The following is a 13,013-nucleotide window of genomic DNA, read 5'->3' as shown; positions in this document are numbered from 1 at the left end:
TAAGTGGTAATTCCTAATTTGTAATTAAAGATATTAGTTTAATTTTGGTTTATATATGTTGATACAATGAAGCTCATTATTATTAGGTGTAGAGAACTTGACGGCGTTAAGTTTAAGGTATCGCTTAATAGATAATAAATGCGTTAATCAATCATGCTAACTTACTCTACTTTAACTAATACTTGTAGATGAGTATTAAAGATTCATTGTTGAAATTCTAATACTCGTAAGCGAGTATCAAAGACTCGTGAGCGAGTATTAAACACTCTCGTGCCAGTATCAAAGACTCGTGAGCGAGTATCAAACACTCTCGTGCCAGTATCAAAGACTCGTGAGCGAGTATCAAACACTCTCACGCTAGTATCAAAGACTCGTGAGCGAGTATTAAACACTCTCGTGCCAGTATCAAAGACTCGTGAGCGAGTATCAAACACTCTCACGCTAGTATCAAAGACTCGTGAGCGAGTATCAAAGACTGATTCATTTACATATTGCACTGAAAGATGAAAATTGCGCTTAAATGCCAGATCCCCAACTTCTCCAAGAAGTCGGGGATCTTATCTTTGACGTTGAATTACAACCTATGAGCCAGAAGCCGCTTTTGCTGGTTTACTTTTAATAGCCTTAAACCGTTCGCCCAACTGTACTGCTAGAGTTTTTAACCCCGGAGTTTTCTTGGCCGCAGTCTTGACGTAATCATACACTGTTAAACTGCTACCCATTGCTTCGCTACCAACTGCCAATAAGGTATCATCTACCTGTTCTGTTAGTTGTCGCAGTGCAATCAACAATTCGGTGAGGTTAGCGGCTAGTTGATAATCTCGCACAAATTCTTCTACATTAAAACTGGCTGGTAAAATGTCTCGGTTCGACTGGGCAGCAGTCAGGCTATTGTTGACAAAGGCTAGGCTTTTATCGCCCATCTTAAATAATTTGCGTCGTTCCTCCACGCTCAAAGTAATGAGAAACGGTAACTTAGCTTGAATTGTCGCCATTGCTGCTTTAATTTCTTTGACATCTTCAGCAGAAAGAGAAGCTGTGATGTTTTGATAGGTCATAGGATGTTTACCCGGATGAATCTGATGTTATGATTCCCCGTGGTCAATGCGATCGCACTCTTGTTTATTCAACCGCGAAACAACTTCAACTAACATCTTACTCATCTGCGTTCGATCCAGACAAATAAAAAACTTGCCCCAGAAGCAACAAACCCCCAAGGCAAGCAAACCATTAAAATTCTTAATACCCTAAAGCTGCTTCACCTCAGAAACTAATTTCGCCACCATATCCTTAGCACTACCAAAAAGCATGGTGGTTTTATCTTTGTAGAACAACTCATTATCCACACCAGCAAAACCCGCACTCATCCCACGCTTAATCACAATAGTGTGCTTTGCCCTATCTACTTCCAAAATTGGCATCCCGTAAATTGGACTATTGCGATCGCTACGTGCCGCAGGGTTAACTACATCATTAGCCCCAACTACTAAAGCTACATCCGCTTGCTCAAATTGGGGATTAATATCTTCCATGTCATACAACTGGGTATATGGCACATTCGCCTCAGCCAACAACACATTCATGTGTCCGGGCATTCTTCCAGCAACAGGGTGAATGGCATACTTAACATCAACACCCATCCGTTCTAATTGATCTGCCAATTCGCGGATACTATGCTGTGCTTGGGCTACAGCCATCCCGTAACCAGGAACAATTACCACAGAACGGGCATAACCCAACATCATCGCCCCTTCTTCGGGATCAATGCTGTGGACTGCTTGATTTGTTGCACCAGCCGCCGCCGCACCAGCAGCAGCATTTCCCCCAGAACCAAACGCGCTAAACAACACGCTGAGGAGGGAACGGTTCATGGCTTTACACATGATTTCGGTAAGGATGATACCGGAAGCCCCTACCAATGCACCGGCGATGATTAACATATTGTTCATCACCACGAAACCCGCCGCCGCCGCCGCTACCCCTGACAAGGAGTTTAACAGCGAAATTACCACGGGCATATCTCCCCCACCGATGGGGATGACAAACATCACACCCAAGACTAAGGAGACGGCAACGACTGCCAAAAAGACTGGTAAGCTATGGGGGTTGACAATTAAGTACGCACTTCCGGCGACATAAGCGCCCAAAAGCAACAAGTTAAATGGTTGTTGCAAAGGAAAGGTAATTGGCGAACCGCTAATTAATCCTTGCAACTTTGCGAAGGCGAGAAAACTACCTGTGAAGGTGACACCACCAATTAACACATCCAATAACATGGAAATGTTGACATCTAGAGGTACAGACGCACCAGCATCTAATAACCGCCAGAACTCAGCCACAGCAACTAAAGCTGAAGCCGCACCACCTAAACCGTTAAGTAAACCCACCATTTGGGGCATTTGTGTCATCTGCACTTTGTAAGCTGCGATCGCACCCAGTGCCGAACCAATCGCCAAGCCTATCAAAATCATTTCATAATTGAGGACATGCTGATCCAACATCGTCGCCACAATTGCCAGCAACATCCCCACAGCCGCAACTACATTCCCATTACGCGCCGTCGCTGGAGAACCTAATTTTTTTAAACCCAAAATAAATAAGGATGCAGCGACTAAGTACGTCAGCTGTATTCCAGTTGGTAAAAAGTCGCTCATGCTTTAACCTCTTTTTTCTTAAACATTTGCAGCATTCTGTCAGTGACGAGGAAGCCGCCAACTACGTTAACTGTTGCCAGCACAACGGCAATCAAACCGAGAATTACCGATAAATTAGTGTTTCTTTCACCGGCTGCTAATATCGCCCCAATCACGGCAATGCCAGAAATCGCATTGGAACCTGACATGAGTGGTGTATGTAGAGTAGGCGGTATTTTGTTAATAACTTCAAAGCCGATGAACGATGCTAAAACAAACACAAACAAAGCAGCAAGTAATGCCTCTGTCATGAAAAACTCCTTATTTATTACAGTTAACAGTTATCAGGCGGTGTCAACTGTCAATTGTCAATTGTCAACTGTCAACTGTTACCGAACCACCGCAGCTTGTAACGCATCCTTCACCCGTTGATTGCGAATTTCTCCAGCGTGGGTAATGCAGGCGGCATCGATGATGTCGTCTGTAAAATCTACTTGTAGCGCTTTGTCTTTAATTAGTAGTTGCAGCAAAGACGTGAGGTTCTTGGAATACAATTGGCTGGCGTGGACTGGCATTGATGAAGGGAGATTAATGGGGCCAATAATTGTCACGCCATTCCAGACAATATCTTTACCGGGATCGGTGCAGGCACAGTTACCGCCTTGTTCTGCGGCTAAGTCTACAATTACTGAACCGGGTTTCATCTGTGCAACCATTTCTGCCGTCACTAACAATGGTGCTTTTCTTCCTGGTACTTGGGCAGTTGTAATGACTACATCAGAATTTTTTACGTGTTCGGCGACAACTTCTTGGGTACGTTGTTTGCTGGCTTCAGAAATTTCTTTTGCATAGCCACCTTGGGCTGTGGTTTCTTCTTCCAGTTTGACTTCGACAAACTTCGCCCCTAAACTTTGCACTTCTTCTTTCACAGCCGGACGAATATCGAAGGCTTCTACCACTGCACCCAAACGTCTGGCGGTGGCGATCGCTTGCAATCCCGCCACACCAGCTCCCATAATAAATACCTTAGCTGGGGCAATTGTGCCGGCAGCAGTTGTCAGCATTGGGAAATATTTCGGTAATGCGGCTGCGGCAATTAATACTGCTTTGTAACCCGCCAGTGATGCTTGAGAAGATAACGCATCCATCGATTGCGCCCTGGTACTTCTGGGGATCAGTTCCATACTTAAGGCTGTGACTTGCCGATGCGCCAATTGCTGCGCCACTGTAGGATTTCCTAGAGGATTGAGGAAGCTAATTAATACCGCCCCTTCACGCAACAATTCAATTTCCGAACGTCCATCTTCCCGTTCTTGCGGTGGACTAACTTTTAACAAAACATCTGTTTCGCCCCATAATTTATCGGGATCACCAATAATTACCGCTCCTGCTGCTGCATAGGCGGCATCATCAAAAAATGATCGTTCTCCCGCACCTGTTTCTACCCAAACTTCTAAACCTTGCTTTACTAACCGAGCAACAGTGTCAGGATTTAAGGCTACCCGCCGTTCACCTACTTCTATTTCTTTAGCAACTGCTATTCTCATGAAATCTCCTGAAGATAAATACCTAATCTCTGCAAGAACTGCGACTTTCTCATAAGGAAATTCACTAATTTATAGCCCTTGCGTAGAACTATAAAAATTGATTTTCCTTTTTCAATAAAACTTGAATTTTGATGGCAATGCAGCAGACAAAGCCTGACTGTACATCTGGCAAATGTTCCACTTCCCAATAGTTGACAATCGCTTACATACTGCAAATTCTATTTTGATACCCCAATTTATATCTTTAGTCTTTAGCTTATTTTCGGGATTGCAAAATTTTTACATTACTTTTCTCTTATATATTGCAATCATCAGCTAATTTGTGACGCTGGCGCATGTCATTTGTCAGTTATCATTTGTTGTTGGCTGTTGTTAAACATTCTTACCACTTGACTACTGACCACTGACAAAACAGATGAATGATTTGATGACAAGTTTCCTACTCTAGTTTGAAATGATTATTGATGTGATTTGAGCTTATTTTTATCAATCTATCTCAACTTAACAGGCGATCGCTCATCAGATAGCTCAATTTTTATAACAAACAACCTAAATTAAGATACACTTGTACATATTTAGCAATAAAATCATCTACGCACTGTGTTTCTATTGACATTAAGCTCCAGTATTTTTACTAACAATTGTGATTGCAAAAAAAATGGCACTTTTTGCCTCCACTGAACGTCTAATGTGTATCACACAAGCTAAATCTAACTGCAACCCTACTTAAAACCTTAATCTAACGCTTTTGTCTGTAAGTCTTGTGATATGTATAACAGAAACAATATTTGGTGGAGGAGCCTAACTATGAGACGTTTACTTTCAGCTTTAGCAGTGACTGGATGTGTAATAGCTGCTGTACCAACTGTCAGCTTGGCACAGAGTTTACCAGGTTTTACACTATTTAGTGGTGTAAAAAGCGAAAATCAACTGCCCTTCCGCTTAGATTATGGTGGACAATCTAATGGCTGGGATAGATATAGGTTAAGGATTCCTGCCCAGAAAATGAAATTGGCAGCCGCTCAATTTTCCATTACTTATCCAGACTACTATAAAGGAACTTTTGATACCAAAGATATTGAGATCCAGGTTAAAGGTAAAAAAGTTCCCATATCCGAAGTCAAATGGGATAGAGAAGCTCGAATACTAGAAATCTTTCCTGAAGAGCCAGTACCAGCAGGTAGCAGAGTAGAATTAGTTCTTTCTAATGTACGTAATCCAGCATTCGGTGGCACATATTATTTCAACTGCCAAATCCTTTCACCCGGAGATGTCCCTTTACTACGATACTTGGGAACTTGGATTATCAGTGTCAATTAGTTAATAGTCAATAGTCCGTAGTCGAAAACATCAAATTTGAGCTTTTGACTATTGACTATTAATCCCAATTATTGCAAATATAGCGATCGCTGTTTATAACAAGCACTTTTTGAGCCTATACTCTGTCTCCTACTATGTGCGGCGAGAACGCAAAAATATTGGAGCTATAGTTAGAGCTAGTAATGCCAACGTTGAAGAATACTCTGGCACAGATTGGGGAGCCGAACCAACAAGTAGCTCGAATGTAGAAATAATAGCAGTGTTTCGCACAGAGTAAAACAAGCTACCTTCGCTAGAGGAAATTGCTCCATAAATCGGTACAGGACTGTTAATACCTACTGTAATATCAGCAGTATCTAGATTTACAATCCCATTAGCTCTAACTCCAAGAAAATTGCCTAGAGTTTCAACATAAGTATTACCATCACTTGCTTCTATTGTGTAGATGAAGTCAGTTAAAACAGCAGAGTTAGGCTGAAATGGTGATAACACCTCATCATCATAGCTATAGCTACCGCTAATCCTATCACCTACTTCAACGCCTCTCAGGTCAGAATTAGGTGGTAAAAGCTCACCCGCTCCATAGAGTTCGGTAACATAACCTTCATAGTTATACGTAAAAATAGCTGCTTGCGCAGCACTTGAGCCACTAGCAACCAAGATTGTAGTTGCTGTACCAGCTACAACCGTGTGAAAAATTCTTCTGAATTTAGTTATAAACGTCATTTATGTAATACAGCAAATAGCTGAAGAAGAGAATTTGTGCTTTAGACAACGTATTTAGAGCAAAAAAACATCCAAATCTAGACCGTAATTCAGCACTCTGTGATCAATTGACTAAGCTGTTAATACATACCCATATATCTATGAATAGAAGTTAACTTGACCAAATATTTTGGTCAATACTTCATGAGTCTTAAGTTACAAGATGGATTTCCAATGCTATTATTTGGTGATAAAATTATAGATTGTGACTTTTTATAAAATTGCCTAAGAGGACAAGACTATGCAGAGAACCCTTGGAGGGACTAACCGTAAGAGAAAAAGGACTTCTGGGTTTCGTGCCAGAATGCGGACTCCAGATGGCAGAAACGTCATCAGAGCCAGAAGAAAGAGAGGACGTTATCGTTTAAGTGTGTAGGGTATTTTAGGCGCAAAGAGTAGCTGTGGCATTGCCCAAAGCAAACCGATTAAGATCCCGGCAAGATTTTCAGGCAGTTTTCCGAGAAGGGCTGAGACGACATAGTGCCAATTTTACATTGCGTGCATTAAAACCGTCCTCTGCTAACAGTTCTTCTTTGGATACTGCCCCCAAAACCCAAACGAGTACGCTTATTGGTGTTTCGATTAGTACTAAAGTCAGCAAGAAAGCTGTGGTACGTAATCGGCTCAAAAGGCAAATAACTGCGGCGATTGGGCAATTATTGCCGAAATTAGCACCAGGATGGAAATTAGTGGTAATTGTTAAGCCAAAAGCCGCAGAAACTAAGTGCGTAAGCCAACAATTTCTGCAAGAATTAGAGCAGTTGTTGGCACAAACTGAGGTATTCAATGGGCATTCGTGAAGAAGTTTATTATGAAGGCGGCCCCCACGTTGGGGACTTAATTTTGAATATACTAGTTGGACTAACTGTTGTAGGCATTCCCTTAACAGTTGGGGCAATCGTCCGAGCATTATGGTTACGTTATCGCATTACCGATCGCAGAATATCTGTAACAGGTGGTTGGATGGGACGCGATCGCTCAGACATAATTTACTCAGAAATAACTAAGGTTGTGATAGTTCCCCGTGGTATTGGTATCTGGGGAGATATGGTAGTTACTTTAAGAAACGGTAGTCGTTTGGAAATGCGAGCTGTTCCCAATTTCCGTCAAGTTTATGACTACATTAACGAAAAAGTCGCTGCGAGAAATCCTCAATATAGCGCTAAGTAGAGATGAGGAGATGAGGGGGATGAGGGAGATGAGGGAGACAAGATAAATACTAATACTTTATCTATATGTCTTCTACTTCCCCATCTTCCCCCACTCCCCCATCTCTCTATCTAGTGCGGCTATCCGTAGCATAGGATAGTCCCATAGTTATCACGATTTAGATAAATTAGATTCAGTTCAATTTACAGTAGCTCAGGTTGAAGTCACAATAATGGATTTTGGTATCGGGTTTCTCTCGAACAACGTAATGTTGCCGATCATAGACTTTTTCTATAGCGTAGTGCCGAGCTATGGATTGGCGATCGTTGCTTTAACATTGATAATCCGCTTCGCGCTCTATCCCCTGAGTGCTGGTCAAATTCGCAATATGCGGAAAATGCGAATTGTGCAACCTCTGATGCAAAAGCGGATGGCAGAAATTAAAGAGCGCTACAAAGACGATCCGCAGAAGCAGCAAGAAGAAATGATGAACGTGCAGAAGGAGTTTGGCAACCCCTTAGCCGGATGTTTACCATTACTGCTGCAAATGCCAGTTCTGTTGGCGCTGTTTGCCACCTTACGGGGTTCACCTTTTGCTGGGGTTAACTACTCCGTTAACCTGCAAATCTTCCCCTCCGAACAGATCGAAAGGATTCAACCCCAAGCTTTCGCCACTCCTCCGCAAAACATTTACATTGCCGATGGAGAACATACCAAAGTTACAGCCATCCTCCCTAGTGGTAATAAGTTAGCTGTAGGCGAAAAAACTAAAATTCAATATCAAACTTTAGAAGGCAAACCATTCTCCGTCCTCCTAGCAGAACACCCAGACAGTAAACTTTATCCTGAATGGAAAATTACCAAGGGTGAAGACAGAATTAAAATCGACGCTGAGGGCAACATAGAAGCCTTACAGCCCGGTGATGTCACCATACAAGGGACAATCCCTGGTTTAGCCGCAGATAAAGGCTTCTTGTTCATTGATGCTTTAGGTAGAGTCGGCGCGATTGATCCCGATAACACAGTCCACTGGGATATTGTCGCCATGATTGTCTTCTTTGGTATCAGCCTTTACGTTAGCCAAGTGCTTTCCGGGCAGAACTCAAGCGGTGGCAACCCTCAACAAGATACAGTCAACAAAATCACCCCTGTCATCTTTTCCGGGATGTTTTTGTTTTTCCCCTTGCCAGCTGGTGTACTCATGTACATGGTGATTGGTAACGTCTTCCAGACTTTACAAACTTATATCCTCTCCCGCGAACCTTTACCAGAGGAACTACAAAAAATTGTAGAGACTCAGGATAAACAAGCGGTGGCTGAACAAAAGACATTACCTTTTGAGCCAAAAAGTTCCAAGAAAAAGACCACAGGTTGATAGATGAGCAACAATCCCATGCAGCGAGGTCAGCAGTGGCTACAATCACTGCTGCTACTCACTGGGATATCAGCTGAGATTCACGGTAGTTTAGAAGCTTCCCAATCTCACGACGATGATTCCCAAGCCACAGACGGTTATTGGTTGACAATTGATGAAACCAATTTAACCCCAGAGCAAATTCGCACTCTCATAGGTGCTGATGGTTCTGTATTAGATGCCATTCAATATTTAGCTAATTCTACTCTTAACATTAACCAACCCCAAGAAGGACAAGCTTCCTACACTGTGGAGTTGAACGGTTATCGAGTTAAAAGACAAGCAGAGATTCAAGAAATAGCCCAAATAGCCGCCGAACAAGTACGTTCTACAGGGCAAGAAGTGGAAATTAAATCACTTAGTTCTGCGGAACGGCGTTTAGTGCATACTTTCTTGGAGGACTTTGGTGATTTAGAAACCTTTAGCCGAGGTAAAGAACCCCATCGCCATTTAGTTGTTCGTCCGGCTGTGGATGATGAAGGGCTAGAGCTTAGAGAAGAGAAATTTTAATCAATTTCCAGTCCTATTAATATTTATTCTTTCTAGAAGCTAAACTTAAAATGGATTATCAGCAATTGTGCTGATGATCTTCATAAATTTTTGTAATGATGTTTTACAGATCCTAATGGACGCAATCTTTATTCCGCAGCTAACTAAAGCCCCGGAGCGGACAGAGGAAGTTCAAGTTAAAGAGTTTTTGCCTGGACTAGAAACATTGACACCAGTTCGCGGTCTCGTCTGCGTACAGCATCAGGGTAATTATTTACAAGTTTCGGCTCAGGTAGAAACAATTATTACTTGTACCTGCAATCGCTGCTTACAGCAGTATAATCACCGATTGGCAGTGGATACTCAAGAAGTTATCTGGTTAGATGATGCTGTCGAGCAAGAGCAAGACTTACCTTTAGAACGAGAAGTGGCTATGGAGGATTTGGTAGAAACCTTATCCCCTAATGGTTATTTTTATCCCAGTGAATGGTTGTATGAACAAATGTGTTTAGCTACACCCCAGCGTCAATTGTGTGATATCAATTGTCCGGGTATTTTAGCTAATGACAGTGCTGAAAGTTCAAACCAAGCAATTGATAAGCGTTGGGCTGGGTTAAATGCGTTGAAAAAGCAATTACCTGGATAACACTCAAGTTAATTTTGCGAGTTTGAACTACGTAAGAGAAGTAAATCAAAGAAAGAATGAGGGACTTTTGAGAAAACACGTTCTAGTGTTCAGAGGTTAGCCTCTCCTCATCTCTTTCTTCATCTATGAAAGAAGAAGATGTTTGAATTACAAATGGTAATTCTGCACCGATCAAACCGCGTTGAATGCGTTCGGATTCTTCACTAAAAACCACAAACAACGGATATACAGTATCAGCTCCTTCACTTAATATATGACTGTGACGCAGAGGCATTAACCATTCATAGTCTTGGTCTAGTAAAACTTGGGTTTGTCGCCAGCGTCCCAGTAAATCAGAAAAGTCCTCATAGGGACGTTGAATAAATAAGAGAATTTCCGCTCCCGTTTTGATTTTCCATTCGGGGTCGCACATTAATATTGCTGCATCACAAGGTAAACTGGTTGCTTGTGTGGTTGCAGCTACGGTATTACGTAAACGAACAATAGGCAGAGGGATAATAATTGTACTTTCATCAGGACGACGCAAACTAGGAATCATTTCTAGATATGGTCGGTACTGTTTTAGGAGTGCGATCGCCGCCTCATGATTACTATACTCTGCCAAAATCGCTTCATAGTCAGATTTTTGCACTGATATTATCCCAATTTTTCAAATACCTTAAATAGTGGTAAATACATTGCTAACAAAATCGTTCCCACCATACCCCCTAAAACCAAAATCATAATTGGTTCTAAAACGCTAGTTAATGCTTTTACCGCCTGTTCCACCTCATCCTCATAAAAGTCAGCAATTTTCATTAGCATTGCATCTAATTCACCAGTTTCTTCACCGATACTAATCATTTGAATTGCCATCGCTGGAAAAACTTGCTCTTTTTGTAGGGCGATACTAATCATACCCCCTTGTTGAATTTCGGCTCTTGCGGCATCTATAGCATTAGCAACCACTTGATTTCCCGAAGTATCTCGGACAATTTCTAAAGATGTCAGAATGGGTACACCAGAACGAGTTAAAGAACCAAAGGTACGACTAAAGCGGGCAACTGCGGTTTTTTGAATTAAATCACCAAACAATGGCAATTTGAGGGAAAGACGGTCAATAGTTTCCTTGCCAACACGAGTTTTATAATATTGGTTAAAAGCAAATTTAACTCCTGCAAAACCACCAAAAATAAATACTGAAGCAGGACTTCTTAATATGGTGCTACAATCCATCAAAAATTGAGTTAAGGCTGGTAATTCTGTTCCTATTTCGATAAAAATTTTGGCAAAAATAGGAATCAGAAAAACTGTCATCCCAACGAAAATACTGGTTGCCAAAAAGCCTACAACCGTTGGATAAGCCATTGCTGATTTAATTTGGTTTTGTAATCGTGCCGTATCTTCTAATAATTTAGCTAAACGATTTAACACCTCATCTAGAACACCGCCGACTTCTCCGGCTTGAATCATACTGACATATAAACCATCAAAGCAATCAGGATGCTTACGCATGGCATCAGAAAGATTTACCCCACTTTGAACATCATTACTAATGTCCAGCAGCGCCTGTTTCATTTTTTTATTAGTACATTGATCACCCAATACACCCAGCCCTCTAACAATTGCAACCCCAGCATTTACCAGAGTGGCAAGTTGTCGAGAGAACACAGCCTTCTCTTTTACTGATACCTTAACGAAAGAATTTTTAAATTTTTCAAAATCAAAATTAATTGACTGTTTAAGGTCTTGAACTACTAATCCCTGATCTCTTAAATTCGTACGAGCTTGTGCGATAGATTCAGCAACAACTCTCTGACTTCTGGTTTTTCCTTGTGTATCCCGAACACGAGCAATAAATGTTGGCATATATTATTAGTCAATAGTCATTAGTCAATAGTCATTAGTCAATAGTCAAAAGATTTTTGAACTATTGACTATTTTTTTAGTGCGCTTTGACTGCTCCGGGTTTAGCTCCTGCGGCGGGTGGTGGAGCAGAACCACCAATGAGACGTTGAATTTCATCTGGTTTAGAGGTTTTAGACATCGCAGCTTCAAAAGAGATAATTCCTGCTTTGTAATAATCAGCTAAAACCTTCTCTAAAGTTTGCATCCCCAACTTACCACCAGTTTGAATTGCTGAGTAAATTTGAGACGTTTTCCCTTCACGAATTAGGTTAGAAATAGCAGGGGTAACAATCATAATTTCCTGCGCCATGATGCGACCATATTCACCCGGTTTGGGGTTTTTCTTAGGTACTAAAGTTTGGCTAAATACCGCTACTAAAGAGTTAGATAATTGCACACGCACTTGAGTTTGTCTTTCATGAGGGAAAACGTCAATAATCCGGTCAACAGTTTGCGAGGCGGAACTGGTGTGTAGTGTCCCAAAGACTAAGTGTCCGGTTTCTGCTGCGGAAATTGCCAAGGAAATTGTTTCCAAATCACGCATTTCACCCACCAGAATAATATCTGGATCTTCCCGTAACGCGGCTTTTAAAGCATTAGCAAAACTTTTTGTATCTTCACCTAATTGACGTTGGTGAACTAAGCTTTTAATTGGTTCGTAAACAAATTCAATGGGGTCTTCTACAGTAAGAATATGCTCTGCTTTAGTGCGGTTAATTAAATCAATCATTGCCGCTAGAGTGGTCGTTTTACCAGAACCTGTTGGCCCGGTTACGAGAATCAAACCTCTAGGTTTGTCGCACATTTCCCGTACTACATCAGGCAAACCCAATTTTTCAAAGTTAGGAATTTTAGAACTCAGCGCCCGTAAACAAGCTGCGTAAGCACCACGCTCTTTATACACATTCACCCGGAAGCGAGCCAAACCCTTGACACCATAAGAACAATCTAACTCCCAAGTTTGTTCTAAGGTTTTGCGTTGGCTGTTATTGAGCATACTAAAAATCAGCCTTTGGCATTGGTCAGCAGTGAGTACTTCTTCACCTATTGGTGTAAGCTTCCCACTAATGCGGAAATAAGGCGGTAAACCTGCGGATAGGTGTAGATCCGAACCACCCATTTCAATCATTTGCTCCATCAAATCTTCTATCATCATTTCCATA

General features: G+C 41.7%; 16 protein-coding genes. 7 read left to right on the top strand and 9 right to left on the bottom strand.

Annotation, left to right across the window (positions count from 1 at the left end; translation table 11 throughout):
- Positions 1-203: 203 nt before the first annotated feature.
- The 5 genes from NSMS1_RS20765 to NSMS1_RS20745 form a co-directional block, all read right to left on the bottom strand.
- Positions 204-497: a hypothetical protein gene (locus tag NSMS1_RS20765; RefSeq protein WP_224086642.1), complete on the bottom strand. Its 294-nt coding sequence runs from the start codon at positions 495-497 to the stop codon at positions 204-206.
- Positions 498-581: 84 nt separating this feature from the next.
- Positions 582-1,058 carry a hypothetical protein gene (locus tag NSMS1_RS20760; protein ID WP_224086641.1) on the bottom strand — a complete coding sequence of 159 codons (477 nt, stop codon included), beginning with the start codon at positions 1,056-1,058 and terminating at the stop codon, positions 582-584.
- 189 nt (positions 1,059-1,247) lie between these two features.
- Positions 1,248-2,654, bottom strand: a complete 1,407-nt coding sequence (locus NSMS1_RS20755) for an NAD(P)(+) transhydrogenase (Re/Si-specific) subunit beta (RefSeq protein ID WP_224086640.1) — start codon at positions 2,652-2,654, stop codon at positions 1,248-1,250.
- Positions 2,651-2,944: an NAD(P) transhydrogenase subunit alpha gene (locus tag NSMS1_RS20750; protein WP_067776201.1), complete on the bottom strand. Its 294-nt coding sequence runs from the start codon at positions 2,942-2,944 to the stop codon at positions 2,651-2,653. The genes NSMS1_RS20755 and NSMS1_RS20750 overlap by 4 nt, the downstream gene beginning before the upstream one ends.
- A 78-nt stretch (positions 2,945-3,022) precedes the next feature.
- Complete coding sequence (locus tag NSMS1_RS20745; protein ID WP_224086639.1) at positions 3,023-4,180, bottom strand: Re/Si-specific NAD(P)(+) transhydrogenase subunit alpha; 1,158 nt, start codon at positions 4,178-4,180, stop codon at positions 3,023-3,025.
- A gap of 807 nt (positions 4,181-4,987) precedes the next feature.
- Between NSMS1_RS20745 and NSMS1_RS20740 the strand changes: the two genes are divergently transcribed.
- Positions 4,988-5,500 (top strand): DUF2808 domain-containing protein, encoded by a 513-nt coding sequence (locus tag NSMS1_RS20740; RefSeq protein WP_224086638.1) that lies wholly within the window; start codon positions 4,988-4,990, stop codon positions 5,498-5,500.
- Between the two features lie 132 nt (positions 5,501-5,632).
- Here the strand turns inward: NSMS1_RS20740 and NSMS1_RS20735 are convergent, their stop codons facing one another.
- Complete coding sequence (locus tag NSMS1_RS20735) at positions 5,633-6,226, bottom strand: hypothetical protein (protein WP_224086637.1); 594 nt, start codon at positions 6,224-6,226, stop codon at positions 5,633-5,635.
- 280 nt (positions 6,227-6,506) lie between these two features.
- Here NSMS1_RS20735 and rpmH point away from each other — a divergent pair, with 280 nt between their 5' ends.
- The 6 genes from rpmH to NSMS1_RS20705 all read left to right on the top strand — a co-directional run bounded on the left by rpmH (position 6,507) and on the right by NSMS1_RS20705 (position 9,963).
- Complete coding sequence (gene rpmH / locus NSMS1_RS20730) at positions 6,507-6,641, top strand: 50S ribosomal protein L34 (protein WP_082727323.1); 135 nt, start codon at positions 6,507-6,509, stop codon at positions 6,639-6,641.
- A gap of 25 nt (positions 6,642-6,666) precedes the next feature.
- The gene (rnpA, locus tag NSMS1_RS20725; protein ID WP_224086636.1) at positions 6,667-7,065 is read left to right on the top strand and encodes a ribonuclease P protein component; all 399 of its coding nucleotides are present in this window, start codon (positions 6,667-6,669) and stop codon (positions 7,063-7,065) included.
- Positions 7,052-7,435: a PH domain-containing protein gene (locus NSMS1_RS20720; protein ID WP_224086635.1), complete on the top strand. Its 384-nt coding sequence runs from the start codon at positions 7,052-7,054 to the stop codon at positions 7,433-7,435. The genes rnpA and NSMS1_RS20720 overlap by 14 nt, the downstream gene beginning before the upstream one ends.
- Positions 7,436-7,646: 211 nt before the next feature.
- Positions 7,647-8,789 (top strand): membrane protein insertase YidC, encoded by a 1,143-nt coding sequence (yidC, locus tag NSMS1_RS20715; RefSeq protein WP_224086634.1) that lies wholly within the window; start codon positions 7,647-7,649, stop codon positions 8,787-8,789.
- Between the two features lie 3 nt (positions 8,790-8,792).
- The gene (locus NSMS1_RS20710; RefSeq protein ID WP_224086633.1) at positions 8,793-9,338 is read left to right on the top strand and encodes a protein jag; all 546 of its coding nucleotides are present in this window, start codon (positions 8,793-8,795) and stop codon (positions 9,336-9,338) included.
- 115 nt (positions 9,339-9,453) lie between these two features.
- Complete coding sequence (locus tag NSMS1_RS20705; protein ID WP_224086632.1) at positions 9,454-9,963, top strand: YceD family protein; 510 nt, start codon at positions 9,454-9,456, stop codon at positions 9,961-9,963.
- An 82-nt stretch (positions 9,964-10,045) separates the two neighbouring features.
- Here the strand turns inward: NSMS1_RS20705 and NSMS1_RS20700 are convergent, their stop codons facing one another.
- From NSMS1_RS20700 to NSMS1_RS20690, 3 genes are all read right to left on the bottom strand, one after another.
- Positions 10,046-10,600 carry a hypothetical protein gene (locus tag NSMS1_RS20700; protein ID WP_224095296.1) on the bottom strand — a complete coding sequence of 185 codons (555 nt, stop codon included), beginning with the start codon at positions 10,598-10,600 and terminating at the stop codon, positions 10,046-10,048.
- The gene (locus NSMS1_RS20695; RefSeq protein ID WP_224086631.1) at positions 10,600-11,811 is read right to left on the bottom strand and encodes a type II secretion system F family protein; all 1,212 of its coding nucleotides are present in this window, start codon (positions 11,809-11,811) and stop codon (positions 10,600-10,602) included. The genes NSMS1_RS20700 and NSMS1_RS20695 overlap by 1 nt, the downstream gene beginning before the upstream one ends.
- A gap of 76 nt (positions 11,812-11,887) precedes the next feature.
- Positions 11,888-13,012 (bottom strand): type IV pilus twitching motility protein PilT, encoded by a 1,125-nt coding sequence (locus NSMS1_RS20690; protein WP_224095295.1) that lies wholly within the window; start codon positions 13,010-13,012, stop codon positions 11,888-11,890.
- Position 13,013 lies beyond the last annotated feature (1 nt).

The sequence above is a fragment of the Nostoc sp. MS1 genome (genome assembly GCF_019976755.1).
Taxonomy (GTDB): domain Bacteria; phylum Cyanobacteriota; class Cyanobacteriia; order Cyanobacteriales; family Nostocaceae; genus Trichormus.
The sequence above is the reverse complement of the archived record's forward strand: the minus strand, read 5'-3'. Positions and strand labels throughout refer to the sequence as shown.

Excerpts from the sequence above, each read along its gene's own strand:
- NSMS1_RS20760 (WP_224086641.1), bottom strand. The coding sequence starts at position 1,058 with ATGACCTATCAAAACATCACAGCTTCTCTTTCTGCTGAAGATGTCAAA.
- NSMS1_RS20755 (WP_224086640.1), bottom strand. The coding sequence starts at position 2,654 with ATGAGCGACTTTTTACCAACTGGAATACAGCTGACGTACTTAGTCGCT.
- NSMS1_RS20750 (WP_067776201.1), bottom strand. The coding sequence starts at position 2,944 with ATGACAGAGGCATTACTTGCTGCTTTGTTTGTGTTTGTTTTAGCATCG.
- NSMS1_RS20745 (WP_224086639.1), bottom strand. The coding sequence starts at position 4,180 with ATGAGAATAGCAGTTGCTAAAGAAATAGAAGTAGGTGAACGGCGGGTA.
- NSMS1_RS20740 (WP_224086638.1), top strand. The coding sequence starts at position 4,988 with ATGAGACGTTTACTTTCAGCTTTAGCAGTGACTGGATGTGTAATAGCT.
- NSMS1_RS20735 (WP_224086637.1), bottom strand. The coding sequence starts at position 6,226 with ATGACGTTTATAACTAAATTCAGAAGAATTTTTCACACGGTTGTAGCT.
- rpmH (WP_082727323.1), top strand. The coding sequence starts at position 6,507 with ATGCAGAGAACCCTTGGAGGGACTAACCGTAAGAGAAAAAGGACTTCT.
- NSMS1_RS20720 (WP_224086635.1), top strand. The coding sequence starts at position 7,052 with ATGGGCATTCGTGAAGAAGTTTATTATGAAGGCGGCCCCCACGTTGGG.
- yidC (WP_224086634.1), top strand. The coding sequence starts at position 7,647 with ATGGATTTTGGTATCGGGTTTCTCTCGAACAACGTAATGTTGCCGATC.
- NSMS1_RS20710 (WP_224086633.1), top strand. The coding sequence starts at position 8,793 with ATGAGCAACAATCCCATGCAGCGAGGTCAGCAGTGGCTACAATCACTG.
- NSMS1_RS20705 (WP_224086632.1), top strand. The coding sequence starts at position 9,454 with ATGGACGCAATCTTTATTCCGCAGCTAACTAAAGCCCCGGAGCGGACA.
- NSMS1_RS20695 (WP_224086631.1), bottom strand. The coding sequence starts at position 11,811 with ATGCCAACATTTATTGCTCGTGTTCGGGATACACAAGGAAAAACCAGA.
- NSMS1_RS20690 (WP_224095295.1), bottom strand. The coding sequence starts at position 13,012 with ATGGAAATGATGATAGAAGATTTGATGGAGCAAATGATTGAAATGGGT.